The sequence below is a fragment of the Bacillus sp. 103mf genome (assembly GCF_900116295.1).
In the GTDB taxonomy this organism is placed as follows: Bacteria; Bacillota; Bacilli; order Bacillales; family Bacillaceae_G; genus Bacillus_A; species Bacillus_A bruguierae.
The window spans coordinates 556,245-581,409 of record NZ_FPAF01000002.1; the positions used below are offsets into that span (position 1 = coordinate 556,245).

20 protein-coding genes and 2 pseudogenes are annotated in these 25,165 nt (G+C 33.8%); 9 read left to right on the plus strand and 13 right to left on the minus strand.

Annotated elements, in window-relative coordinates; translation table 11 throughout:
* Positions 1 to 35: 35 nt before the first annotated feature.
* Together BM350_RS09300 and BM350_RS09305 are read right to left on the minus strand one after the other, a co-directional pair.
* Positions 36 to 389, minus strand: coding sequence for a hypothetical protein (locus BM350_RS09300; protein ID WP_090918332.1), 354 nt, complete (start codon positions 387 to 389; stop codon positions 36 to 38).
* 131 nt (positions 390 to 520) lie between these two features.
* Entirely contained in the window at positions 521 to 880 is a 360-nt protein-coding gene (locus tag BM350_RS09305) for a DUF805 domain-containing protein (protein WP_090918331.1), read from the minus strand.
* Positions 881 to 1,148: 268 nt separating this feature from the next.
* On the opposite strand from BM350_RS09305, the gene BM350_RS27460 reads away from it, so the two are divergent.
* Entirely contained in the window at positions 1,149 to 1,400 is a 252-nt protein-coding gene (locus BM350_RS27460; protein ID WP_090918329.1) for a hypothetical protein, read from the plus strand.
* Between the two features lie 230 nt (positions 1,401 to 1,630).
* Here the strand turns inward: BM350_RS27460 and BM350_RS26865 are convergent, their stop codons facing one another.
* The 6 genes and pseudogenes from BM350_RS26865 to BM350_RS09330 all read right to left on the minus strand — a co-directional run.
* A complete protein-coding gene (locus BM350_RS26865) occupies positions 1,631 to 1,771 on the minus strand; it encodes a hypothetical protein (protein WP_170857670.1) in 141 nt (46 codons plus the stop codon).
* A 324-nt stretch (positions 1,772 to 2,095) separates the two neighbouring features.
* Positions 2,096 to 3,226 carry an MFS transporter gene (locus BM350_RS09315; RefSeq protein ID WP_090918327.1) on the minus strand — a complete coding sequence of 377 codons (1,131 nt, stop codon included), beginning with the start codon at positions 3,224 to 3,226 and terminating at the stop codon, positions 2,096 to 2,098.
* Positions 3,227 to 3,346: 120 nt separating this feature from the next.
* Positions 3,347 to 3,973 carry an FMN-dependent NADH-azoreductase gene (locus tag BM350_RS09320; RefSeq protein ID WP_090918326.1) on the minus strand — a complete coding sequence of 209 codons (627 nt, stop codon included), beginning with the start codon at positions 3,971 to 3,973 and terminating at the stop codon, positions 3,347 to 3,349.
* A gap of 160 nt (positions 3,974 to 4,133) precedes the next feature.
* Positions 4,134 to 4,335: pseudogene (locus BM350_RS27465) on the minus strand (hypothetical protein); the annotation flags it as partial.
* Complete coding sequence (locus tag BM350_RS09325) at positions 4,323 to 4,907, minus strand: DUF3238 domain-containing protein (RefSeq protein ID WP_090918324.1); 585 nt, start codon at positions 4,905 to 4,907, stop codon at positions 4,323 to 4,325. The pseudogene BM350_RS27465 and the gene BM350_RS09325, both read right to left, overlap by 13 nt.
* Before the next feature lie 210 nt (positions 4,908 to 5,117).
* A pseudogene (locus BM350_RS09330) lies at positions 5,118 to 5,264 on the minus strand (DUF3238 domain-containing protein); the annotation flags it as partial.
* A gap of 138 nt (positions 5,265 to 5,402) precedes the next feature.
* Here BM350_RS09330 and BM350_RS09335 point away from each other — a divergent pair.
* Positions 5,403 to 5,876 carry a MarR family winged helix-turn-helix transcriptional regulator gene (locus BM350_RS09335; protein ID WP_090918323.1) on the plus strand — a complete coding sequence of 158 codons (474 nt, stop codon included), beginning with the start codon at positions 5,403 to 5,405 and terminating at the stop codon, positions 5,874 to 5,876.
* Between the two features lie 203 nt (positions 5,877 to 6,079).
* On the opposite strand, the gene abc-f is transcribed toward BM350_RS09335, so the two are convergent.
* Positions 6,080 to 7,708 carry a ribosomal protection-like ABC-F family protein gene (abc-f, locus tag BM350_RS09340; RefSeq protein ID WP_090918322.1) on the minus strand — a complete coding sequence of 543 codons (1,629 nt, stop codon included), beginning with the start codon at positions 7,706 to 7,708 and terminating at the stop codon, positions 6,080 to 6,082.
* Positions 7,709 to 8,297: 589 nt separating this feature from the next.
* On the opposite strand from abc-f, the gene BM350_RS09345 reads away from it, so the two are divergent.
* Both BM350_RS09345 and BM350_RS09350 read left to right on the plus strand, forming a co-directional pair.
* Positions 8,298 to 8,954, plus strand: coding sequence for an amidase domain-containing protein (locus BM350_RS09345; RefSeq protein ID WP_090918320.1), 657 nt, complete (start codon positions 8,298 to 8,300; stop codon positions 8,952 to 8,954).
* A 229-nt stretch (positions 8,955 to 9,183) separates the two neighbouring features.
* On the plus strand, positions 9,184 to 10,206 hold the full coding sequence (locus tag BM350_RS09350; RefSeq protein WP_090918318.1) for a GH25 family lysozyme: 1,023 nt from the start codon (positions 9,184 to 9,186) through the stop codon (positions 10,204 to 10,206).
* Between the two features lie 332 nt (positions 10,207 to 10,538).
* Here BM350_RS09350 and BM350_RS09355 read toward each other — a convergent pair whose 3' ends face one another.
* Positions 10,539 to 11,246, minus strand: a complete 708-nt coding sequence (locus BM350_RS09355; RefSeq protein ID WP_090918317.1) for a class A sortase — start codon at positions 11,244 to 11,246, stop codon at positions 10,539 to 10,541.
* Positions 11,247 to 11,368: 122 nt separating this feature from the next.
* Positions 11,369 to 12,592 (minus strand): isopeptide-forming domain-containing fimbrial protein, encoded by a 1,224-nt coding sequence (locus BM350_RS09360; protein ID WP_090918315.1) that lies wholly within the window; start codon positions 12,590 to 12,592, stop codon positions 11,369 to 11,371.
* 902 nt (positions 12,593 to 13,494) lie between these two features.
* Here BM350_RS09360 and BM350_RS09365 point away from each other — a divergent pair.
* From BM350_RS09365 to BM350_RS09375, 3 genes are read left to right on the plus strand one after another with little or no spacing between them, the layout of a single operon-like run.
* Complete coding sequence (locus tag BM350_RS09365) at positions 13,495 to 15,198, plus strand: molecular chaperone HscC (RefSeq protein WP_090918313.1); 1,704 nt, start codon at positions 13,495 to 13,497, stop codon at positions 15,196 to 15,198.
* Positions 15,195 to 16,493, plus strand: coding sequence for a J domain-containing protein (locus BM350_RS09370; protein ID WP_090918311.1), 1,299 nt, complete (start codon positions 15,195 to 15,197; stop codon positions 16,491 to 16,493). Before BM350_RS09365 ends, BM350_RS09370 begins: the two co-directional genes overlap by 4 nt.
* 12 nt (positions 16,494 to 16,505) lie before the next feature.
* Entirely contained in the window at positions 16,506 to 17,186 is a 681-nt protein-coding gene (locus BM350_RS09375; protein WP_090918309.1) for a DUF1266 domain-containing protein, read from the plus strand.
* Positions 17,187 to 17,336: 150 nt separating this feature from the next.
* Here BM350_RS09375 and BM350_RS09380 read toward each other — a convergent pair whose 3' ends face one another.
* Together BM350_RS09380 and BM350_RS09385 are read right to left on the minus strand one after the other, a co-directional pair.
* On the minus strand, positions 17,337 to 18,755 hold the full coding sequence (locus tag BM350_RS09380; RefSeq protein WP_170857671.1) for an AcpB/EbpR/MafR family transcriptional regulator: 1,419 nt from the start codon (positions 18,753 to 18,755) through the stop codon (positions 17,337 to 17,339).
* 1,116 nt (positions 18,756 to 19,871) lie between these two features.
* A complete protein-coding gene (locus BM350_RS09385; protein WP_244547962.1) occupies positions 19,872 to 20,522 on the minus strand; it encodes an AmiS/UreI family transporter in 651 nt (216 codons plus the stop codon).
* A 443-nt stretch (positions 20,523 to 20,965) separates the two neighbouring features.
* On the opposite strand from BM350_RS09385, the gene BM350_RS09390 reads away from it, so the two are divergent.
* Positions 20,966 to 23,206 (plus strand): ABC transporter ATP-binding protein, encoded by a 2,241-nt coding sequence (locus BM350_RS09390; RefSeq protein ID WP_090918303.1) that lies wholly within the window; start codon positions 20,966 to 20,968, stop codon positions 23,204 to 23,206.
* On the plus strand, positions 23,203 to 25,068 hold the full coding sequence (locus BM350_RS09395; protein WP_090918301.1) for an ABC transporter ATP-binding protein: 1,866 nt from the start codon (positions 23,203 to 23,205) through the stop codon (positions 25,066 to 25,068). Before BM350_RS09390 ends, BM350_RS09395 begins: the two co-directional genes overlap by 4 nt.
* The last annotated feature ends 97 nt before the right edge of the window (positions 25,069 to 25,165 follow it).

Below are 25,165 nucleotides of genomic sequence, written 5' to 3' on the forward strand. Positions count from 1 at the left end.
GACTTAAAAACTAGTAAACACCATTACAATAAAGATTATACAAAACTTAAACAAACTAATATCAATGGAATAATCAATGCAAATAAAAGAAAAATCCCTCGTTTTTTTCTCTTTTTTGAAATGGCATCATCTGTTTTTTTCTCATATGTCCCACTTACATATAATGCGATTACCAAGAATAGAAAACCTAGTAATATTGGATACATCATTTTCCACACCATAGGTAGATAGTCCTTACTCATATCAAGACTTGGATCATCCCAAAATAATGCAAGTATTACTGCATAGAAACAAGACAATGTAATTCCAATACTATGTATAACAAATATTATGATTGAAAATATCTTTATAAAAATATCTTTCAAAGATTCTCTAATCACTTTTTCCACAACTTTCTCCTCCAAATAATATTTTTTCATCCTATTCTAAAAAGAATAATTTAATTTGAAGAATTTAGATAACGATTAATTTTCCATTCATATACTGTGCATGTGCACGCTACCACATGTAGTAAAAAATATTAACACTTGCCATCAAACTTAGGATTTGGGCCGTATTTATTATCGTCTTCTTGACTATTCTGACAAAAGAATATAAGGAGAACAATACGGCCAATGATAGGAATAAAGCTTAGCAGTTGTAACCATCCTGTTTTTCCAGTATCATGTAGTCTGCGAGCCCTAACAGCAAGCATTGGCAATGTCATTGCGATCACATACATCCCAGCAATTGACAAAAATGTTTTTGACACTACTTCTCCAAGGAATGCAAGTACACAGAATACTATTACATGAATAAGGAAAAACATCCAATATTCTTTACGACGAGCCCTCCCTCGAAATCCTACATAGTTCTTAAGTACTTTTAAATACCATTGCACGCAAGATCTCTCCTTTCTTATTTTAATAACTATAGTAAAATAGTAAAAAATGGATTGCAATTCAAAATATAACATTTCCATTTCATACTGTCTAGATAATATAAATGAAAAGCATTTGATTAAAAACTATTTCTGTATAATCGCTTTTCAATAGACACTTTATTAACGAAAAAAACAGATGGAATTGAAACTCTTAACACACTATAATTAGGCGAAGCCATTTCTAATAGAATAAAAACCTTCATTATTACAGAAAGAAGTGATTACATTGATTAAATTTGTCCAATTTATATTTGGTAAACCTTGCAAAAAAGGTAACACGTTCCAAACTAAATTTTCACGCTTTGTTTATTGGAATGCTATTGTGCTCTACTTTTTTGCGGTGATATTTTTGGGAGTATGTTCACTTTTTAATACAGTATTTCTTCCATCCCTAATAGGATCTTTGTTTTTTCCGTTGATATTTAGATTGGTTTATTATATGAATCTAAAAATGAATGGGCTCGAAGAAAAAGATTAGATATAAAAGGGACTACTACAGATAAGATTATATATAAATCCATTTTAATTTTTCTACATACAAGTCACCGCTATGCAGAACATAACATGACCGCTTCTATGCACGGCCAGATCCTCTCGTCTTCCCTAAAAGGAAAGGGATTTTTATGTCGTTTTTTAACTTGTATATATTACAAGGAAAATTAATAAAAAAGAAACAATCTCCTGTTATAAGCGATTGTTTCTTTTTTATTAATACTCAAATGGCAAGATAGACATTAAATCGCCTTCTTCAGTGTCCTCTTTAGGATTCATTGCAACTTCGTTACGTTCAAAAGACATACACGTTAGCATCGCTAATGCTACTAAACTCCCCACAAAAACTTTTTGCATACTATTCCCCCCACATTTTTAATATAGCACGAAGTAATATTTGTATCATATGCAATATTGCATATGATTTCGTATTTTCAGATAAAAACAATTGTGTTACAATAAATTTTCCATCAAACCGTCTTAGTGGTTAGTACTCACTAGCCCCTGAGAAAAACAGCCCATTGTCTAAACAAATGGGCTTTTTCATATGCAGCCTAGAAAGATAATGGTAGTTTTTCAACAAACAAATGAAAATCATCTTGCATCGAAAAGTTCATAAAAAACGCTATCCTTTTTATACATTTCTACAAAAAGAATAGCGCTTTTTTCATAAATTAAAAATTATTTTAGTGACTTTTTTACCAACAAAATAAAAATGAACAGACTAATAAATCCAGATACAGCACAAACAATAAATAGCATTTGATATCCCATGAGCTGTGAAACAAATCCTAGAAGAATAGACCCCAAACCAATCCCTAAATCAAAAGCAGTAAAAAATGTAGCGTTTGCTACACCTCTTTTCTCTGGTGGAGCTAATCGTATAGTTACTATTTGAAGAGCAGGTTGCGCTGCTCCAAATCCAATTCCATACAAAATAGCTGTAATAACTAGTCCAACAAGCCCTTTTGTCATTGCTAGGACTAATAGTGCGACTATCAGTGTACAAAGTGCAGGAACAATAATGACCCCTTCTCCATGTTTATCGGATATCTTCCCTGCAAGTGGTCTAATTACTGTAAGTGTGACAGCATAAACTAAGAAAAAAGTACCAACATTAACTTGAATTTTTGCCGCAAACAGTGGTAAAAATGTTGTAATGCCACCAAAAGTAAGGGATAGAAAAAATGTAACAATAGCGATTGGTAAAACGGTTTTTTCAAAAAATGATATTGGTTTTTTTGCTGCACTTTGAACTGCTGGAATTTTTGTACCAAATGCGAGTATGAATGAAATAAGTGCTAATGCTGTGCATAGAAGAAATAGATAATGAAATGAAAATGATTTTGCTACCCAAAGACCTAATATTGGTCCTAAAGCCATGCCTAAAGTCATTGCCAGTCCATACCATCCCATGCCTTCTCCGCGACGAGATGGTGGAATCACATCAGTCACAGCCGTTCCGATCGAAGTTGTAGCAATTGCCCAGCTAATTCCATGAAGGATACGTAATACCACTAAAAATATAACGCCTGTTACCCAATCGTAAAAATACATTGTAATTGCAAAAAATAGTAGTCCGCTTATTATAAATACGCGCCTGCCATATCGATCCATTAATCCGCCAACAATAGGACGTAAAATGACTGCCGATATTGTAAACACTCCAATAATAAATCCAACTTGAGATTCACTCCCACCTAATTGTTTAATAAACATCGGTAGTGTTGGCATGAGTAAATAAAAACCACTAAATAGTAATAATGCTGTAATTGTCAGCATTATATAGTTCTTTGTCCATAATCGTTCCATTATAATGTAATCCTGCTTTCTATCGTTTATGTTCTTACCACCCAAAAGTAGAATAAAAAAGCAGTACCACCGCTATAAAAGTGTTGGTACTGCCATATTGAGTGACAAGGGTTTTGTTAATTAGAACGTACTTGCTACTTTAACAGCCGTTTCAAGCCCTGTAGCAATAATTTCTTCTGCTTTATCAGGGAATTGGCTGTGGCCTTCAATCACTACTTTCTCCATATCTTTTACACCGAAGAAGTTCATCATACTTGCTACATATTTAACAGCCATTTCCATTTCAGCTTTTGTTCCTTTAGAATATACACCGCCACTTGCGTTTAATAGTGCAATTTTCTTATCCCCGATAAGACCTACCGGACCTTCTGGCGTATATTTAAATGTTTTGCCCGCGCGGTTTAAGTAATCAATATATGTGTGTAGTACAGCTGGGATTGTTAAGTTCCATAACGGGAAACCAAATACAACTTTATCAGCTGCAAGGAATTGATCTAAATATTTATCAGCCACAGCCACAGCTTTTGCTTCTTCTGCTGTTAAATCAAGTCCTCTACTAACCTTAAATGTACCGTTAATCATATCTACTCCTACATATGGCAATTCTTCATTGTATAAATCAAGCTCTACCACTGTATCGTTTGGATGTGATTCTTTATAGCTTGCTAAAAAAGCCTCATATAATTTCACACTAACCGCCTGATCTGCTGGACGATTGTTTGCTTTTACAAATAAAACTGTTGTCATTCTCTTTTCCTCCTGTTACTCACTCTTACGTTGTTCTATATTTACACATTAAAAATGGGTATCCCATTTCTTTTATAATAAAAACAACATAGTCAACCAAATTGACTATGTTGTGCATAGTACAATAAAATTCAAATAAAGTCAACTTAATTGACTTTATTTAAGGAGGTTTTATAAATGATGTAACGAGTTGTTCCATTGCCATATTCTCTAATACTTGCTCCATTGTTTCTTGTGCTTGGACTAAAACAATTTGTATATTTGCTCTTATAGGACGGCTTTTCATGGAAATGAAACAACTTTTCCTCTTCTACAACATCCACCGCTCAGTACACGTCTAATAAAGTATCTACACTGTTTTTTTAAAACTATACTCCATTTCTCCGGCTAGTGCTTCAGGAGTATCACCAGTTTCTCTGAAATCATGTGTATAAATTTGTTCAAACGGCCCAAAATTTACTTGCTTATAAAATTCAAAACAAGGAAATCCATCATGTGTACCTTGAATATCGACAGTACCATCTTTTTTGACATGTACTGTTAATAGGTAGTCAACGGGAGGTGCATATACATTTAATGGGTTGCTAGCACTTGCACCCATTTGAAACTTGACGTCATCAGACCCCCATACAATATCAGTACACAAAATACCTTCTGTACTCGCTTTTCCTGTTCTTTTATTAACGGAACCATCTGAAGTTGTGACTCTTTCTGTTGTTATGCCAGTATTCGCATATGTGAAAATTTCTTTTTTGTAAAAATCTACAACTACTTCTTGTTCCACTCTGGAACGCATAGCGTTTACAGCATAAGGTGTAAATTCACGTGAATCACCTTCGAATTGAATTACGTTTCCTGTTTGAATATCCTTCCTAGGTTCAGTCCAAGACATTGGAATAAATACACTTGCTCTAATTTTAACGATATTAGTCATGAGACACACCTCTGTAATTCTAATTTTATTTTGGGTAATACATAACATTGAACCACCCCGCAAAACAGGTGGCAATTTCTTTCGCATAATCAATTGCTGTTCCTTTACTATTTGCTGCTTCTTGTTTAAATAGCGATACTTTTTTGATTCATATTTATCCCGCTATTCTTAGGCAGTAAGACCCCCACTGATGGAAGTTTCACTTTATATCTATATTGTCGTTTTAAAACTGTATTCCATTTCTCCAGCTAGCGCTTCTGGAGTGTCACCAGTTTCTCTGAAATCATGTGTATATATGAATTCAAATGGACCAAAATCTGTTTGTTTATAAAATTCATAGAAAGGGAACCCATCATAATTTATTCATTTTTATTTCGGTGAATCCTATTTCTTTCATCATCACAATATAGTCAACTTGATTGACTATATTGTGTATAGTACAATGGACTTCAAATAAAGTCAACTTAATTGACTTTATTCAAGGAGGTTTTAAGTATGAATCATCAAGTATTTAGTAAATTGGATCTTACATCACTTTTGTCATTATCCTTTAGTACTTTGATTGATGAACTAAATGACAGAATGAGTGAATTAGGGTTTGGAGATATTAGACCTGCACATGGTTTTATGTTTAAACGTATCACCCCTAATGGAGCGACAGGTATAGAACTAGCTGAATACTTAGGAATTACAAAGCAAGCTGTGAGTAAAATGGTGGATCATCTTGAGAAAAGTGGTTATGTAATGCGTCAAACTCATCCCACTGATAAGAGAGGAAAAATTATTGTTTTGACCGAACGAGGTTGGTTAGCGGTGAAAACAAAAGATGAGATACTAACTGAGATTGAAGGGCGCTGGATTGAAAAGATCGGTGCTGAACGAATGCAAATGCTCAAAGAAGATTTAACAAAATTAGTTTATGAAGCAAATGAAGGGAAATTATCATCGAGGGTAAAACCTGTCTGGTAAATAAAGCGTTTATGAAAGAAAAAAATAATCCCCCAAAACGAAAATTTCGTTTTGGGCCACAACCAATTTTTAATTTGATGGCGATGGCGTAAATTTTGTACACTAAGCAAATAAAAAAGAAAAGCTGATTTCCTCTAAACTAAGGAAGATCAGCTTTTCTTTTTTTCTGAGCAGCTAATACATTCTTATACAAATATTTTCAATTAAAGCTCCTTTATTTGCTTTGTAAGTTCTTTGAATCTTTTATCAAGTTCCATGTATTCTTCATCTTTAAGAGTTAAAAAGCTGAGTTTTCCTAAAACTTCTTGTCTCTCTGTTTCAAGCTTTAAACGTAATTCAGCGAGGCTATCTCTTTTTTGAGATGGTTCCTTCAATTGCTTTTGGATGCTATTGTTTGAAAACACGAGTCTGCTGTTAGCTGTTTTTTCAAGGAAGTACCGATCATGCGAAACAATAAGCAACGTACCATTATATTGCGCTAATGTATTTTCAAGCTGTTCGCGTGAAGGTAAGTCAAGATGATTTGTCGGTTCATCTAAAATAAGTACATCTTTTTCATCTAAAATGTACGCCATGAGCTTACACTTTACACGCTCACCCATACTCATGTGCTTGATCGGCTCTTTCCATTGAGAAGATGTAAAGCCTAAATGCTTCATTACATTTTGTACTTTTCCTCTTTCTTCAAAAGTCTCTTTATAAAATAATTGTTCTGGTGTTTTTTCAAGTGGTAAATCAAATACTTCTTGTGTTAAATAACCAATGTTTGCAGATGGTGAAATCCATACTTCTCCTTCAACTGTTTCCTGTCCCATAATCATCTTCAATAATGTTGTTTTCCCGCAACCATTAGGACCAACTATTGCAATTTTTTCACCATGTTGAATTGTAAAATTAGCTTTCTCAAATAATGTTCTTCCCTTAAAACATTTTTTTAATTGTTTCACTTCTAAAAAACGCTTTCCTACCTTTTTATTTGCTTGAATGGAAAACTCTACAGTTGGGTCTGGCTTAACACGCTCTATTTTCGTTTTTTCAAGCTCTTTTTCCAGACGTTTTTGTTTTGACTTAACTTGCGCATCCGTTCGCTTTGCCTTAACACGATAGTATTCTTTAAATCCCTCTTTTTTTGTTGACTGTGCATGTGCTTTTTGCGACCATGATGTTAATTCTTTTATTTGTGATTCTATACGCTCAATGTTTTTTTGTTGCTTTTCATATTCGCGTTGCTGAGTGAGCCTTTTTTGTTCTCGAGCTTTCATATAACTCGTATAATTCCCTTTATGCTCAATTAGTTTTCTATCTTCTATCGACCAAATCTTCGTTGCAACAGCATCTAAGAAATAACGATCATGTGATACGACAATGATTGTTCCACTATAGTTTTTTATCTGTTCAATAAGAAGTTCTGTACTATTTTCATCTAAATGATTTGTCGGTTCATCTAGCATTAAAAGAGTTGGATTTTGCGCAAATCCTTTCGCAAGTCGGATTTTAAGTTTTTCTCCACCACTTAACGTATGAAAATCGTTTGTTGGTACGCTCCACTTTGCAAGAAGTTCCGCTTCTACTGTTGTTACTTCCTTAGATGTAAATGCCTCTTTCTCTTGTTCAACATATGCCATCGTTACGTTCGTTTGTTGCCATTCTAGTTGTCCTTTTGTTGGTGCTATTTTTCCATTTATCAACTGTAACAAGGTGGATTTTCCAGCACCATTCTTTCCAATTACTCCGATGATGTCTCCCTGTTTCACTGTAGCATTCATTTGTTCTAACAAAGTATTTTCCATGATTTCTACATAAACATCTTTTAGTTTTAAAAGTTCCTTCATACTATCCATCCCTTTCTATAAAAGGAGAACAAAAAATCCTCCCAATTATATTTGGCAGGATTAGTCGTTATATGATTTATACCCAAATAAGCTATTGTACGAAATAGCAATACGTTCTTATAGAAAATGGGCAGACTAATCCTATTTTTTATAAATTGAAATATCCAATTTCAACATTTAAAAATAAGATTAGTTAATCATCGTCCACCCATCATCCTTTCTGGCATTAATATCCATATTGTATCATAGTGATACTGTATTCGTAAACGAGATGATTTGATTCAGCAACAGTCACCAATAACATAGAATTTATTTGTGATGAATTAAAACAGGGAGATTTATATGTATATTGATATTTTATTTCTCAACTCTTTTTAAAAGGTTTCTTCGTTAGTTTGTGGAAGAATTTACAATATCAAGTTTTTGATAGTATATAAAAATAATCCGAGTTTAATAAAATTTATTTCGGATTAACATAAATAACCTATTAAAAAAATAAAACAAAGGAATCTCTTAATTATATAAAATGTACGCGATATCACCAAAACAATATAATTAAATTCAAAAACAACAGTAAGGAGATGTTTGTATGAAATTTAAGAAAAAAATTATGTGCACAACATTATTTTTTGGCATTTTGGTCACTCAAAATACACTAGACAATACAATTGCTTTAGCATCAACAATAGATAACTATCAAAAAAACCAAGATGAATTAGTGACTAATAATTTAGCAGAAAATCAACAACTTAATATAAAAAATGCATTAGATTATGCGAAGAACTGGTGGAATAAGAGGAATCCTGAGTATGCAAAATGGGATCCAAACGATTGTATGAATTATGTCTCTCAAATTCTAAAAGCTGGTGGAATAAAAGAAACACTTCCATCAACTATACCACCTTCAGGAATTGATACAAATAAAAATTACTGGTACAGCAAAAAACAAGGATATAATATTTTCACTGAATCTAGTACATGGATAAACGTCGAAGACTTTTATACTTTTTGGAGTAAAACTCAAAAAGTAATTACACCAGATAAATTAAATATTATGAGAGATATTGAAGTTGGAGATGTTATACAACTTCAAAAAAAATCAGGCGGAAGTTACTATCATGCAATGTTTGTAGTAAAAAAGGATGCAGAAACTGTTTATTTAACAGGACATACTAACGATAGAGAAGCTTTAGATATTAGAAATATACAAGGAGATAATTTTCGAGTAATTAAATTTTCTAGTTAAGAATCACCATCTTTACAGTAAAAAACCAATTAATATGTAGATCTAGAAAACAAGAAAAGACATCCTTTTGGATGTCTTTTCTTATTTAACATTAACATAAACACACTTATCACAAATAGTAGAAATGGTATAAATCTCTTTAAACATTCATTAACAATTTAAAAGATTTAGAATATAAAGTAGTATAATACCTCAAAATATTAAATAAACAGTTTAGGAGTGTTATATTATGTCTTTTGGAATTGATGTCAGTCACCATGAAGGGACAATTGATTGGAATCAAGTAAAGAATGATCCTAACCAAGTAAACTTTATGATTACAAAAGTAACAGAGGGTTCTGAGCAAGGTACCAATTATGTAGATCCAACCTTTCAATACAACATCAATGGCGCTAATAATGTTGGCATCCTGACAGGGGCTTACCACTTTTTTCGAGCAATTTCTGTTAATGATGCGAAACAAGAGGCTGCTTTCTTCATTAAAAATTTACAGAGCGTAACATTAACTGCCCCTGTATTTGTCGATGTAGAAGTCAATGATAGAAATTTAGATCCGGATACATTAACAGATGCTGTGAATGCATTTTTAACAGAATTAAAAAATGCAGGATATACTAGTACCGGAGTTTATAGCAATTTATATTTCTTCCAGAATAGTCTAAACCCTTCTCGTTTACAAAATACTTTATTGTGGGTCGCACGTTATAATACAAGGGGTCCAGGAATGGATTGTGATATTTGGCAATACACAGATACCGGAAGTGTACAAGGCATTAACGGGAATGTCGATTGTAATATAGCCTATGTAGATTTGAATATTAATAACAATAATAATGGACCTAACAGCTCCTTTATAGGAGTTGCTACAATCGCAGGTGATAATGTGAATGTAAGAGATCAACCTTCTACAAGCGGCAATGTCATTGGGACATTACATCGTAATGAGTCTTATAAAGTATTTTACGAACAAAATGGATGGTTAAACTTAGGGGGAAATGAATTTATTTATTATGATCCTAGTTATATTTGTTATTGCAACTATATAGGTGTTGCTACGATTACAGGTGATAATGTGAATGTAAGAGATCAACCTTCTACAAGCGGCAATGTGATTCGAACATTACATCATAATGAATCCTATAAAGTATATTACGAACAAAATGGATGGTTAAATTTAGGAGGAAACCAATTTATTTACTATGACTCTAGTTATATAAATTATGAATTACTTTCTTCATGTTCCGATTGTTAAAAAGCGGACAAACTCTATATAGTATACGATTAGGGCAGCCGAGATATGTGTATCTCTCCGCTGCCCTTACTTTTCTTTCTATTAATAGCATCCCGATAGAACTTCTAGTATCGATACAAATTTGTCTAAACTTTATGGCAATGAGCTGAGCCCCATACTCGCTGCTTAATTGTTTTACAGGTTGTCCCAAACAATATAACTCAACCATCATTTAAACTCTTCATTAAATTTCTTGTTTGTCCTACGAGCACTTCCTCCTTGAAATCCATTGTAAGTACTTAACTAAGTCGTGTCTATATGACTATATTAACTCCACTAAATTATTGAAACTCTTAATAACTCGTTAGTTGAGACTTAACTTTTCCATCTACCTCTTCTAGCTTTTTCTTTGATTCTAATCTCCCTTTTACTACTAATCTTGTTTCCCCTTTACTGTCATAACAACTTATCAATGTTACTTCATTTAACCCATTCTTATCATCCATTACATGTGTTTCCTTTGGAGAAATAACATCTTTTGAAGTTGTTTTATACGTATATACATACTCCTTATCTGTTAAATATATTAAATCTCCTTTACGCATATTTCTTGTAGGTGTAAATAATAACTCTTTATTTCTCATACTATGACTACCAAGTACATAGTTTCCTACACCCATCGTCATATTCGGTTTTAAAGTACCTGCACCTAGCATCATTGTCTCATAATTTGTACCGTATAAAATAGGGAGTTTAATATGTACATTCGGAATGTAAATCAACCCGATAATCATGTTTTTATCTAATTTACCTTTTACAGAATTAAAATCAAACTCGTCTACACTTTGTACACTATCGTAATCAAAAGCATTTACCTTTTTACTTGAATTGTATACGTTCTCTTTTATCCCATTTGTAGTTATTTTGTTATAGTTTTCTTCATACGATTTTTCTAGTTGTTTCGGGATTACATAATAATTAAAAAGAGGTTGGTACACAATCAAACCAATCCCAGTTACAAAGGTTAATCCGATTAACACATATAAGAATTTATTTCTCATATTAAACCTCCTAGTCTCCTATTAAAATATACTAAACATTTTAATATCTGCTGTTCTAAATATGGTTCAACTGTAATAAAGAAACCTTCATACTTATGCATGAAGGTTTCTTTATTACCATATTAAGAATTCTTCCTACGTCTTACAATAAAGAATGAAAATAATGCTCCTAATACTAACAATGTACCAATTAGAGTAACTGTTGAATTATTAGTTTGATTCATCTTAGGAATTTCTTTTTGCGGTTGCTTAGGTTCTTCTTTAGTTGGTTCCCCTTTAGTTGGTTCTTCCTTAGAAGGTTCCTCTTTAGTTGATTCCTCTTTGGTTGGTTCTTCTTTAGTTGATTCTTCTTTAGTTGGTTCCTCTTTAGTTGGTTCCTCTTTGGTTGGTTCTTCTTTAGTTGATTCTTCTTTAGTAGGCATTACCGTTACAACATTAGAATCTTCCGAAGGGTTATCGTTTAATCGAATATTTGCTTTGCTACTTATCATTTCAATAGGTGCGTTTTCGTTAATCTTGGATGTAACTACAACTTTAATCTCTTTACCTTTGATCACTTCTAATTGCTCACGAGTTAATTTTAATGTTACCAACTGTTTATTAACATTAGCTTTTAATTCTGATTCTTTTCCATCAACAAGTACTTTTGTACCTACAATTGTTAAATTGTTATCTAATGTATCAGAAAGAGTTAAAGACTCATATCCCTTTAAGTTTTCTGATACTACTGTTTTTAAATTGTAATTAAACTCTTTACCTTTTGCAATTTCTAAATGGTCTTTACCCTCAACATCTTTTGTTACTTTAGGAGTTACAGGTACAAAAACCTTAAACAATACATCATTAGCAAAAGCTAAATTTTCTCCTGTGTCTGACTGTAATGTTGCACTTAGGGTTACTGTATGACCGTTAGGTGCATCGTCATGAAAATTAAACTTGACAGGAATCGTTACTTTAGTATCATTAGGTACTTTTGATAGTGAAATAACCGCTACCCTTTTACCATTTTCTACAAAACCTTTTACGTCACTAATATAACCTTGATGTTTTGGAATCTCAATAAGATAAGCCCTAGCATCCTGTAACTCTAATCTAACTTTGTAGTCTAAAGCAACACCGGTATTAGGGTCTCCTTTAGTTGCTACGTTTATATTATAAGTAACTTGTTCACCTCTTTTGAACTCTACTTTTGGAGTTCCATCTGGGTTCTTAATTACATACTCTTGATTAATCTTAGAACCATTTACAGTATCGTTCCCAGCACCTAAAGTTACCATTGGTTGCATAAACGTGGTTAACGAGATAAGAAATACTACAAATAGTGACAATAACTTCTTCTGTTTCAATACGACAACCCCTTTTACTTATTGGAAAAACTTTTACGTTTTATAAAGACGAAGGCGCTTTCAAACCTTATTAAATGAAACTACGCATATAAGTTTTTATTCCCCCTTCTTGCCTAACATACAGTTAACACTAGGTTTTAAATAGTTACTCTATGTAACTATTTCAATACTCTAACTTTATTAAAACACTGAAATAGTTACATAATTTTATTATCTAATGTACCTACGATACGCTATCTCCAAAAGTAGCGTAGGAAACAAGACCAAATACAACAAGCCGAGAAAATAGACATCCAAAGATTCCTCCGATTAAGCCAGTTACAAATTCTGCGGTACGCTTCAATATTCAAGTTAATCCTTTTTTACCTATATTAACCATATTTTTCATAATAGCAAAATATTGTAAATTAATCTATTAAAATATTTATTGCCAATGATTTTCAATATAAAACATGTATCATTTATGCTACACTTCGTTTCTAACCATACTGATCTGTACATTCTCTTATTCTATGTATGCTATATTTCTATTCTTCTTTCCGCCATTATCATTCCCAACGTAATCATCTATCTAAATCAAAAGAAACATGAAGAAGATGAGCCCTATTTACTATAGAACTCATCTTCTTCATGTTTCATATACTGGCTATTCAATTCATAAATAGCATTTACGATTCAGATTCCTTTTATCCTTCATTTAACTCCGCAAAAATCCACCTTCTGAGTTAATGCTGAAAATTAGATTTATAACTACCAAAATCCCTGCCCTATTCTAAACTACTAAAATAGCCAGATCTTCATTCCCTCCCCTTCAAGAAATACAACCTTATGATTCCATTTTTCTCATACTTTTCCTCATTATAATGGTATAGTAAGATAGATGAAAAAGAGAGGAGATTATTATGGCAACGATTGGAATTGATCTAGGAACAACGAATAGTTTAGTAGCCTATTGGTCGGATAACGGCGCAGCTCTTATCCCGAATGCACTTGGCGAATATCTTACACCATCGGTCGTCAGCGTTGAAGAGAGCGGTGAAATTTTAGTCGGACACATTGCTAAAGAGCGACTTATTACCCATCCGCACGTTACAGCATCAACGTTTAAACGATTTATGGGGACAGAGAAAAAATACCAATTAGATACATACAATTTTTCTTCAGAAGAGCTCTCATCTTTTATCATTCAATCTTTAAAACAAGATGCAGAAGCTTATTTAAATGAATCGGTTACAGGTGCTGTTATTAGCGTTCCAGCTTATTTCAACGATGCTCAGCGCAAGGCTACGAAACTGGCTGCTGAAATTGCTGGATTAAAAGTTGAACGGCTTATTAGTGAACCAACGGCAGCTGCCATCGCTTACGGACTGTACCAGGAAGCGGCAGAAACAAAATTTCTTGTATTTGATTTAGGCGGCGGTACATTCGACGTGTCCATTTTGGAATTATTTGAAGGAGTGATGGATGTTAAATCAATTGCCGGCGATAATTACCTCGGAGGCGAAGACTTCACAAAAAGCCTAATGACCTTTTTCTTAGAGTCACACCAACTCGATTCTGATTCACTTGATTCAAAAACCTTATCGTTAATTTATACACAAGCAGAACGTTGTAAGCTCACATTATGTGATAAGCCTACAGCGGGTATGAAAGTCGCTATCAATAATAAAACATACGAAACTCATATCAATAGAAGCGAATTTGAAAAATTGGTAACCCCGCTTCTCTTACGCCTTCGCTATCCTATTGAACGCGCACTTCGTGATGCGTCGCTAAATCCTAATGATTTAGATGCTGTCATTCTAATTGGCGGTGCGACAAGAATGCCGCTTATCAGATCCGTCATTTCTAAAATGTTCGGACGTATGCCTTATGCGAATATTAATCCTGATGAAACGGTTGCTTTAGGCGCTGCGATTCAGGTTGCTTTAAAAGAACGGAACAAAGCGTTAGAAGAAGTCATCTTAACTGATGTTTGTCCATATACGTTAGGAACAAACGTTGTTCAAGAACTTAGAGACGGTACAAAAGAGTCCGGATATTTCTTCCCTATTATCGAGAGAAATACACCGATTCCTGTAAGCAGAGTTGAACGACTTTATACCGTCAATGATAGACAGCAATCTCTACTTGTTGATGTTTATCAGGGAGAACATCGTCTAGTAAAAAACAACTTAAAACTTGGTGAACTCAAAATCAAAATCCCCCCCGCTCCTGCTGGGAAGGAGTCTGTTGACGTACGTTATACATACGATATTAATGGTATTCTCGAAGTCGAAGTGATAAGTACAACAACTGGAGAGAAAAAAAGAGCCGTTATTCAACAAAATGCCGGAAACCTTACGGAAAAAGAGATCGAAGCCAGACTTTTGGAATTGAAAGAAATTAAAATTCATCCCCGAGACCGGTCCGAAAACCGATTACTGCTCGCAAAAGGTGAACGGCTCTATGAAGAGTTACTCGGTGACGAACGCCAAAAAGTCGCTACCTTGTTACAACAATTTGAAAGTGTGCTCACAACGCAAGATGATAAAAAAGTGAAAGAAGCTGCTCGTGTATTAAAAGAGCATTTAGAGAATATAGAAAGGTGGATCAGTCATTCATGAGCATTTGGGAAACACTAGAAATTGAGCCTACCGACAATATTCCAGCTATTAAAAAGGCTTATGCAAAACTTCTAAAGATTTATCATCCCGAAGACGATCCTGAAGGATACCAGCGACTGAGAGAAGCATTTGATAAAGCGATAAAAAATGCAAAACAAATGCAGAGCACACCTCCCTCTCAACTAGAAAAAACGGATGAAAACGAAGAGAACTCCTATATCAATCCTGCATTTCCTACATGGATTGATGGGAACACTGAACTTGCTGCGACTCTCGTTTCAGAGCATCCTGTTCACGTATTTATGGAAAAAATCGAGACGCTGTATGACGATTTCTTTGCACGGATTGAACCAAAAAATTGGGAAAACTTATTAAGTTCCGATGTGATCTGGAACGTAGAACATGCTGCAGCAATTCAAGATAGATTAATAGATTTTTTAGAATATCATTACCATTTCCCACGCTCAACTTGGGAACTTCTCGACAATGTATTCCACTTTAGTGAACAAGAAGAGGAGTTAGAGTTTGAATATAGTGAAGAAACGGTACAATTTCTTCTAGAGAGAATTAACGGTGCAAAGGAAATGCGTTATGATATTTTCAAGAAAAGTGATGATCTAGATTTTGAAGCGTATTTACATTTACGTGAAGAAGTCCAGCACACACTTATGAATAATAACTTAGAAGCAGCAAAAAGTGCACTCGATTTTGCATACGATCTTTATCAAGAAGACCCAGAGCTTTTACGCATGCAGGGCATTTATTATTTGCGCATCAAAAATAAAGAACGTGCGTTACAATCATTCAATGACATACTTGTCATTTGCCCGGATGACCCAGATGGTTTACTTTATCGGGCCCAGATTTACTATGACCGTGGGCAGTTTGCAGATGCTATCAAGGACTGTGAGCATCTACTTTCGATTCAGCCGGAGCATATGGACGCACAGTTCTTATTAGTGAAGTATTCGTTCGAATCAGGTGATACAGAAACTGTAGCCACTAGGGCGTTGGATGTGGTAAAGCGTTATCCGGAACGCTTAGAATTTCGTTCATACAGTATTCGAGCTCACACTGAAATTCCAGAGAAGAGACAGAAACAAGAAATAAATATGAAGTTTATTATCGGCTATGCGCTATACTTTTTATTTCTATTTATTAGCCGTACCTGGGTTTATTTGATCTTTATGATTCTTATTGTTTTAACCCCATTACCATCTAAATATGCATTACTTCTCCTACTCCCACTTATTTGGGAAGCATGGAAATTCGTTAGGCTTAAAACATTAGCATAAGGAGGAGACAGAATGCCTGTTTTATATAAAAGAAAACGAGAGAAACAGCTCGAACTATATTTCCGCTGTCTGTCTTCCGTTTGTTTAAATTGTGTTTATCTTACAAACTATTTTACCCGATATGAATTCACCCTTATCAGAGACCGCTTTATTGGGAAACGTTTTTTGAAGAACGTGTTATGGACATGGAAGATCGAAAATTCGACGGAGTTAAAAGAGAAAATCATTTGGTTTTTAGAAGAAGGAACACGGCAGGAATTTAATCGTATACGCCATCAATTGACTCCTCTTTCCGAGGCAGCGCGAAAGCAATTATCGAAAGACCATCCTGACTATGAAAAACTTTATATTGCTAATTACGGATTACATATTTTGACGGATTCCGGAATTGCAGCGTTTGATTATGCATGGTGTATCTGTTTATGTCGGGTCGGTAGAAGACTCGGTTATTTATCAAAACAGGAAGCAAAGAACTTTATGATACAGGCTGCACGACTTTCACAACATTCTTATTCAGATTGGCACGAGTATTTTAACGCCTTTCGTATCGGCAGCCACTTTAACGCAAATGATATAGAATTCATAAATAAAGATAAGTATAGTATTAATTACGTATCGCACTTGTTTAATTATAAAAAAACTCTATTGAGTGCTGTTCCATGGGAAAATAATCTACTTAAAGATTTAAGTTAAATCATACTATGATTCTTAACCAATTTGATAAAAAGTCCTGGGAACTATGATTTCCAGGACTTTTTTATCAATGATTTTCATCCGTATATCTTTAATCAAAATTTCCAGTTTTTCTCGTTTCATTATGAATGCATTTCGCTACTTCTAGCTTTAATTTAAATTAAAAATACGATTTTTTATAGAATCGATTTCATTTGCAGTCAACATTTGAGAAATATAAATGACAGGTGCCCCTGTATCTGATAATTGACAATTACTAATAATAAAATCATATTTAATATTATAATTTGGTATCCTATCTATATTTACATTTTCCCCTAAGCTTTGTTTTAACTTCCTATAAATAAGATTTTTTTCAACGGTTGTCCCAGAAAATACAAGTACAATGTTTATTTCGTTACAAATTGAGTTAAGAATCGCTGTTGCATGAGAGGCAATATATTTTATTTCATCTTTCGTAAATTTTTTCTCATTATATGTTTCATTCCAATTAGAAATTAAGGAGAGATTTTCCTTATAATTTCGCAATAATACACTATCTAAAGAATTTATTGGATCAAAAACATGACGAATTGAAAAATGAAGTTCTCTTAAAATACACACCATATAAAAATACGGAATTACTTCAGCTTTCAATTTTCCCTTCAATTCATTCGGTAATTGATTGTATATTAAAAGGGTAGTAATAAGATTAATGAATTTTTTATAAACCTCCTGATCACATTCACTTACATATTCAAGCATTGCCTTTCCCTGTGAACTTGTACTTATTAATCCGAAAAATAAAAATAAATGCAGTGCATCTTTTTCGTATTTTGGAAATTTGATCTTATAATAATTCTCAATTTCTATAATCATTTCATTAAGACAAGTTGCTTGCTTACGGCTGTATATAGGCTTGAATTTTATTTCTTTCGTTACACAATGTTTATTATAAAATCGATTTATAAAAACAAAAACAATACTGCGTAACAATAAGATATCCATGTGAACTTCGTTACGATAGAGAATAGATAAAAGTTTTTTTCTTAACTCAATAGGTAATACAGATTGATCTGAAAATTGTTGTGTAAAGTAAAAGAAACAAATATAGTAATATCTTATATTCATTTCATCTCCTTCTAGTTGAAGATTTCTGAATTTAATATTTAACCTACTTTCATTTAAAATTCTATTATAATCTTTTAAATGGTTTCTCAAAGTTAACTTATTCATATATAAAATTTGTGACCATTTTTCTAATGTGTAATACTTATTATGAAATATTTCTAACATAACTTTATAAAGTACACTTTCTGTCAAATAAGAATGAATCACAGGTAATACAGACTCTTCCACCGGTTTATTTAAAGTGTATCCTCTCGTTTTAACACTAATAATTTCCCAATTCCCTGGCAATTTCTTTCTTAATTGAGAAATATCATTCATGATTGTTCGTGTCGAACACTGTAGCTGATCTGCAAAATTTTGAGAAGATACTAATTTTGGTTCACGATTTAAAGCCTCCAGTATAAAAATTTGTCGTTTTATTGCTTTATCATCTATTAAACTATAAATAAAATTACGCATTAATCTGTTACCTTCCCTCAAAACTATCAAGACTTTAAAGCTATATAAATACAAATTGAAAAACGACGTCAAAATCCCTTTCTTTTTAGGAGAGGACGAAAGCATCTAGCCTTGCATAGCAGAGACCTATATGTCGAAAAATTAAAATGGATTTATATAATCGGAATTCTATATATATTACTATTGTTTATTGTTAATTAAAGATAGATATTAGAATTTATTATAAACTATTGATAATTTTACCATAATAATAGAATGACCTCTAATATATATAAGTTAAAAAACAACATAAAAACCCCTTTCTTTTAAGAAGGGACGAGAGAATCTGGCCTTGCATAGCAACAACTTATATGTCAAAAACTTAAAATGAATTTATATAGTTTAATTCCATGCTTCTCATTATCTCTATTAGTAATTTTGATAACCTTTTGTACACTTTCGAGTACCATTGAGAATCTATCGTAAAAAAATACGCACTATAAAAACCGTACCCACAAATAGAGTCTTGAAAACGCTCTTTTTTTTCAGTTATTAAAGGAAAAAATATTAATTTTAAATACTCTATAAAGTGATATCCTTATATTACAAAAGTTATTTGGCCAACTTTTGTATTCGTAATGTCATAACCTGTATAATTAAAGTGTTTGATTAGAAAACCGTCAATTCTATCAAACAACGTAAAAAGCCATGTTACTCTATTAAGTATCGTGGCTTTTTGTGTTGAACCTATATAAATATAAATTAAAAAATCCTCTTTTTTTTACGCGGGCGAGAGTATCTGGCCATGCATAGAAGCGCTTTTTGCCTCGGCGGAAGACGCGAAGCCACCGACTGTTCTAGCAGTTGGAGCTGGATCATAAAGAAAAGCGGAGCCGACTGTTTAGGCCCTCATGTCTAAGAACCTTCTTGTGTGGAAGGTTCTTAGACATGAGGGCCTAGGAGGCAGAGCTAGACGAAGATGTTGAAAAATGAAAATGGATATATATTGTTTGTTCACTTGCTGCAATTCATCCACAATGAAGGTTTACTCATTCATAATAAAAAACGCGATCAATTTCTAATAATCAATTAGGAATTGATCGCGTTTTTCTAAATAAATAGGTTAGTAAATTAACTTCACTTGGTTTTTCCACACTTTTCAATGGTGTGCGTATCTATGTTTTTATGAACAGCATTTACATTTCCTTTCAACTTAAACGTACAAACACAGAAATATATAATCGAAAGAATAGATATACATATCCATAAATTATATACATAAGAAGTTTCCCATACACCTATAAGGGAAAGAAGAGCAGGACAAGTTAGTGTAACCCATGACTGTACAAAGGCTATTTTTCCAACATAATGATTGATGCTCTTTTTCTGTACATTAGAAATAAAAAATAAGAACCATAGAAATGCCCACATGAACCAAGTTAACGCATTAACGATATCATGAAAATGTATAATAGCTACAATCATGTAGAATAGTGCAATAATCGCTACCCAAAGAGAAAACCAGCCTAATCCATCACCCTTCAATCCTGCAATGAAAGTAACTCCTACATATAAATAAGTTAAACCAAATAAAAAAGTAGCTGCATATAAATAAACTGTCCAATTACTTTGATCAGATACTACAATTAAATAGAAAGGAATAATAATTTGCAGTACACCTACAAATAAATTAAAAACACCTGCACTCTTTTCGTCTGCTTTTCCTAGCATCACAAGGCTATTTAAAAAGAGCGCTGCACCAGAAATCAATAATCCTACATTACCCATATATATTCTTGTGAAAAACAAAACTGTTTTTCACAACGATACCTCCTCACATCATACATTCATTTTTTCATAGTTTTAACAATAAAAAGCAACTCCCCTTCTCCAATAACATGTGACAGAGGAACTGCTTGTATTTAGAAAAATTTACAACAGGCCATACATTTGAAATGCATATGCTTTTTCAATTAAGCGCTTTCAAAAAAGTATGCATTAAATTATGAAAACGATATCAATATAGTAACAGCATTTAGTGCAAAAGTAAATAATATAAAAAATCCATAAAGTGAAACTTTATATTTATTATTCTATGCTCTAAAAGTTGCATTACATCTTAATATAGTCATAGAATTAGTCTGTAGTCGAAAATAGATAAAGAGCGGGTAAACTGAAGAAAAAAGAAAAAGCTAAAAAAATTTGAAAAGGAAAATGGAGAGATGAATTAAATGTTAAAGATAATCAAACATTTAAAACCATTTGTTACCTCAATCATTGCAGTTATATGTCTTTTATCCATACAAGCAGTATGTGACCTATCACTGCCAGACTACATGTCTAACATTGTGAATGTCGGTATTCAACAAAAAGGTGTAGAAAACGCAGTACCTAAGGTTATTCGTAAAAGTGAGATGGATAAACTCAAGCTCTTTATGAATGAAAATGAAAAGAAAAAAGTAGCTGACAACTATGTACTTTTAGATAAGAACAATCTTTCTAAAAGTGAGTTAAAAAATGACTTAAAAGATTATCCGCAGCTTGATAAAGAACCGCTTTATAAGCTACATACAAAGGATACAAATACAATTAACGAACTTAACGATATCTTTGGAAAGCCAATGTTAATTACACAAGGAATTGAAAAAGGCGGTGCCTCCGCTTTCCCTCCGTCAGGTGATAACAAAACACCGATGAAGCTCCCGGCAAATACAGATCCTTTCGCAGTGATTGCGAAACTACCTCAAGATAAAATTGATGCAATGAAAGAAAAGGCAAATGAAAAGTTTAAAAAGATGCCAGGCAGCATGGTAACACAGTCAGCTGTTACATTTATTGAGAATGAGTATAAAACGATCGGTATCAAGACAGATAAGCTTCAATCCAATTATATTCTTACTTCTGGCGGGAAAATGCTCCTTTTATCCTTAGTGAGTATGGCAGCTACCGTTATTGTAAGTTTACTTGCTGCAAAAGTAGCTGCCGGACTCGGCAGAGATCTTAGAAAGAAAGTATTTCGGAAGGTTACAAGTTTTTCGAATGCGGAGTTTGATAAGTTTTCCACTGCATCTTTAATCACAAGAAGTACAAATGATATTCAGCAAGTACAAACGCTTATGGTTATGCTGCTTCGAATTGTAGTCTATGCACCGATTTTAGGTATTGGCGGCATAATTAAGGTACTTACTACAGACCTTTCAATGGGATGGATTATCGCAGTTGCGGTAATTGCAATTTTAAGCTTAGTCATTGGTTTATTTAGCATCGCAATCCCTAAGTTTAAGAGTATACAAAAGTTAGTAGATAAAATTAACTTAATCACTCGTGAATCTTTAACAGGTATGCTCGTTATTCGTGCTTTTAATAATCAAAAGCATGAAGAAAAGAAATTTGAAAAAGGAAATCAAGATTTAACAAGAACAAATTTATTTGTAAGCCGTTTAATGACATTTATGATGCCGATGATGATGTTTATCATGAATGCCGTTACTGTACTTATTATTTGGGTTGGATCACACCAAGTGGATATGGGACATATGCAAGTTGGTGATATGATGGCATTTATGCAATATACAATGCAAATCATCATGGCCTTCTTAATGATTTCTATGGTATCCATTATGGTACCACGTGCTTCTGTATCCGCGCAGCGCATTGCAGAAGTTCTAGATACTGACGTTACCATTCGTGACGCAGCGGAGCCAAAAACATTCGCTTCAGACAAGAAAGGCTACGTTGAATTTAAAAATGTTAGCTTTAGATATCCAGATGCAGAAGAAGATGTGCTTTCCAATATCACCTTTACTGCAAAACCTGGAGAAACGACAGCTTTCATCGGAAGTACAGGTAGCGGGAAATCGACACTTATCAACTTAATTCCACGCTTTTACGATGTAACAAGCGGCGAAATATTAATAGATGGTACTGACATTAAAGAAGTAGCTCAGAAGGAGTTAAGAGAGAAAATTGGTTATGTACCGCAAAAGGGAGTTCTATTCTCAGGTACGATCGAAAGTAATTTAAAATACGGTAAGAAAGAAGCTGCTGAAAAAGAACTAGTAAAAGCCGCTGAAATTGCTCAAGCGATGGAGTTTATTAACGCGAAACCTGAAAGCTTCCAAACAGAGATATCACAAGGTGGTACGAATGTTTCCGGTGGTCAAAAACAAAGGCTTTCTATTGCGCGTGCTCTTACTAAGAAATCAGAAATCTTCATTTTTGATGATAGTTTCTCAGCTCTTGACTTTAAGACAGACGCGCTACTACGCAGGGCTTTAAACAATGAGATTGCAGGAAGTACTGTTTTAATTGTTGCCCAAAGAATCAGTACAATTATGAATGCAGATAAGATCATCGTACTTGATGAAGGAAAAATAGTAGGAACTGGTACTCATGAGGAGCTTATGGAGAACTGTGAGGTTTATAAGCAAATTGCTTTATCACAACTTTCAAGAGAGGAGTTGTCATCATGAGCGAGCGAAAAGTAGAAACAGGAAGACAAGGTGGTCATGGCGGCGGCCATATGGGCGGCGGCATGCAAAAGATTGAGAAGGCGAAAAACTTCAAAGGAACGATGAATAAGTTACTTCAATACTTAAAGCCATATAAGTTATCAATTATGGTCGTCATCATTTTCGCAATCGGTAGTGCCGCCTTTACAATCGTTGGTCCAAAAATTTTAGGGAAAGCCACAACAAAGCTTTTCGAAGGACTCGTAGACAAAGTAACGGGAGTTCCTGGTGCTGCAATTGACTTTGGCTATATCAGAAACATTGTCCTGTTACTCCTTGGATTATATATAGCGAGCACTGTGTTTGCTATTATACAAGGATATATCATTTCAGGAGTAGCCCAAAAAGTATCGTATAACTTCAGAAAAGAAATTGATGAAAAAATCAACCGGATGCCGCTCAAATACTTTGATAAAACAACGCACGGAGAAGTATTATCGAGAATTACAAATGACGTAGATACTGTAAGCCAAACTTTAAACCAAAGTATGTCGCAAATCATAACATCCGTTATTACAATCATCGGTGTATTCATCATGATGTTATCAATAAGTTGGCAAATGACATTAGTGGCGCTCTTAATATTGCCAGTATCCATGATGCTCATCATGGGAGTCGTAAAGAGATCCCAAAAATACTTCAAATCCCAGCAAGAGTATTTAGGACACGTGAACGGTCAAGTCGAAGAAATTTATAGTGGTCACAATATCGTAAAAGCCTTTAACAAAGAAGAAGAAGAAGTGAAAAAATTCGAAGAGGTTAACGATACCCTTTACACTTCGGCATGGAAGTCTCAATTTTTATCTGGAATGATGATGCCAATTATGATGTTTATCGGTAATATCGGTTACGTCGCTGTATCTATTTTAGGAGGATGGCTTGCGGTAAAGAGAACCATTGCAGTTGGAGATATTTTAGCCTTTGTTCAATACGTTAGAAATTTTACGCAACCAATCGCTCAAGTAGCTCAAATCGCGAACGTACTTCAATCAACCGCAGCAGCTGCAGAGAGAGTTTTTGAATTTTTAGAAGAAGAAGAGGAAGCACCAGAATCAGAAAATCCAGTGAAGCTGCAAGAAGTAAACGGAGAAGTAACCTTCAAAGATGTTCAATTTGGCTACAATCCAGATAAAATCATCATAAACAATTTCTCAGCTCACATTAAACCTGGTCAAAAAGTAGCAATTGTCGGGCCAACCGGAGCAGGGAAAACAACGATTGTAAAATTATTAATGCGTTTCTATGACATAAACAGCGGTGCCATCTGCATAGACGGTCACGACATAAAAGACTTCACCCGCGAAGACCTGCGCAGCATGTTCGGCATGGTACTCCAAGACACATGGCTATTTAACGGTTCAATCATGGAAAATATCCGTTACGGTAGACTGGACGCAACCGACGAAGAAGTAATCGAAGCAGCGAAAGCAGCTCATGCTCATAGCTTCGTCAAAACCTTACCAAATAGATACAACATGGAATTAAATGAAGAAGCAAGCAACGTATCCCAAGGACAAAAGCAACTACTAACAATTGCCCGCGCCCTTCTAGCGGATCCGAAAATACTCATACTCGACGAAGCAACAAGCTCAATTGATACTCGTACAGAAGTGCTTATCCAAAAAGCGATGGAAAACCTCATGGAAGGCCGAACAAGCTTTATCATTGCTCATAGATTATCAACAATACGCGATGCAGATTTAATTCTTGTTATGAAAGACGGGGATATTGTAGAACAAGGTAATCATGAAGAGTTATTGAAAGCTGATGGTTTTTATGCTTCGCTTTATAATAGTCAGTTTGAGAATGCGGATGCTTCGTGAGATAAAATAAAAGAAGCTTTCCCAAAAGGTCGTTAAATAACGATTTTTTGGAGAAAGCTTCTTTTGTATGAATAAGTTGCACTGTCATCAGAAATAT

What these genes read in the sequence shown, in the direction of transcription:
- BM350_RS09350 (WP_090918318.1), top strand. Translation starts at nt 9,184, where the DNA reads ATGTCTTTTGGAATTGATGTCAGTCACCATGAAGGGACAATTGATTGG.
- BM350_RS09335 (WP_090918323.1), top strand. Translation starts at nt 5,403, where the DNA reads ATGAATCATCAAGTATTTAGTAAATTGGATCTTACATCACTTTTGTCA.
- BM350_RS09355 (WP_090918317.1), bottom strand. Translation starts at nt 11,246, where the DNA reads ATGAGAAATAAATTCTTATATGTGTTAATCGGATTAACCTTTGTAACT.
- BM350_RS09315 (WP_090918327.1), bottom strand. Translation starts at nt 3,226, where the DNA reads ATGGAACGATTATGGACAAAGAACTATATAATGCTGACAATTACAGCA.
- BM350_RS09370 (WP_090918311.1), top strand. Translation starts at nt 15,195, where the DNA reads ATGAGCATTTGGGAAACACTAGAAATTGAGCCTACCGACAATATTCCA.
- BM350_RS26865 (WP_170857670.1), bottom strand. Translation starts at nt 1,771, where the DNA reads ATGCAAAAAGTTTTTGTGGGGAGTTTAGTAGCATTAGCGATGCTAACG.
- BM350_RS09375 (WP_090918309.1), top strand. Translation starts at nt 16,506, where the DNA reads ATGCCTGTTTTATATAAAAGAAAACGAGAGAAACAGCTCGAACTATAT.
- BM350_RS09385 (WP_244547962.1), bottom strand. Translation starts at nt 20,522, where the DNA reads ATGGGTAATGTAGGATTATTGATTTCTGGTGCAGCGCTCTTTTTAAAT.
- BM350_RS09365 (WP_090918313.1), top strand. Translation starts at nt 13,495, where the DNA reads ATGGCAACGATTGGAATTGATCTAGGAACAACGAATAGTTTAGTAGCC.
- abc-f (WP_090918322.1), bottom strand. Translation starts at nt 7,708, where the DNA reads ATGAAGGAACTTTTAAAACTAAAAGATGTTTATGTAGAAATCATGGAA.
- BM350_RS09395 (WP_090918301.1), top strand. Translation starts at nt 23,203, where the DNA reads ATGAGCGAGCGAAAAGTAGAAACAGGAAGACAAGGTGGTCATGGCGGC.
- BM350_RS09320 (WP_090918326.1), bottom strand. Translation starts at nt 3,973, where the DNA reads ATGACAACAGTTTTATTTGTAAAAGCAAACAATCGTCCAGCAGATCAG.
- BM350_RS09325 (WP_090918324.1), bottom strand. Translation starts at nt 4,907, where the DNA reads ATGACTAATATCGTTAAAATTAGAGCAAGTGTATTTATTCCAATGTCT.
- BM350_RS09380 (WP_170857671.1), bottom strand. Translation starts at nt 18,755, where the DNA reads ATGCGTAATTTTATTTATAGTTTAATAGATGATAAAGCAATAAAACGA.
- BM350_RS09345 (WP_090918320.1), top strand. Translation starts at nt 8,298, where the DNA reads ATGAAATTTAAGAAAAAAATTATGTGCACAACATTATTTTTTGGCATT.
- BM350_RS09390 (WP_090918303.1), top strand. Translation starts at nt 20,966, where the DNA reads ATGTTAAAGATAATCAAACATTTAAAACCATTTGTTACCTCAATCATT.